The sequence below is a fragment of the Streptomyces sp. XY431 genome (assembly GCF_001279805.1).
GTDB lineage: Bacteria > Actinomycetota > Actinomycetes > Streptomycetales > Streptomycetaceae > Kitasatospora > Kitasatospora purpeofusca.
Genome location: NZ_LGDO01000327.1, coordinates 1 through 452, shown reverse-complemented (window position 1 = coordinate 452; position 452 = coordinate 1). Strand labels below are relative to the sequence as shown.

The following is a 452-nucleotide window of genomic DNA, read 5'->3' as shown; positions in this document are numbered from 1 at the left end:
CGCGGCCGCGTCGGCGGCCTTGGCGATCTGGGCCAGCGCGTCCACCTTCGGGACGACCAGCTGGTCGGCGAACTCGGCGCCGTCGGCGACGTACACCTTGGCGGCGCCGTACTCGGCGGCCTTGGCGGCCAGCTCGGCCGCCTTGTCGCCGGCGCCGAGGACGACCGCCGACGGCTCGCCGATACGGCGGGCCAGGGTCAGCAGCTCCAGGGCCGGCTTGCGGACCGCGCCGTCGGCGTGGTCGACCAGGACGAGGATCTCAGCCATTGCTCGATGTCTCCGTGTTGTGGGGTGGGGCAGCAGGGGCGGGTGCTTGGTGGGACTAGATGAACTTCTGGTCGGCGAGGAAGCCGGCGAGCGCCTTGCCGCCCTCGCCCTCGTCCTTGACGACCGTGCCCGCGGTACGCGCCGGACGCGCCGTCACCGACTCCACCGCCGTCCACGAACCCGCC

General features: G+C 73.5%; 2 pseudogenes. Both read right to left on the bottom strand.

Annotation, left to right across the window (positions count from 1 at the left end):
- Positions 1-267 (bottom strand): annotated as a pseudogene (locus ADK60_RS24905) (electron transfer flavoprotein subunit alpha/FixB family protein); the annotation flags it as partial.
- 55 nt (positions 268-322) lie between these two features.
- A pseudogene (locus tag ADK60_RS43810) lies at positions 323-452 on the bottom strand (electron transfer flavoprotein subunit beta); the annotation flags it as partial.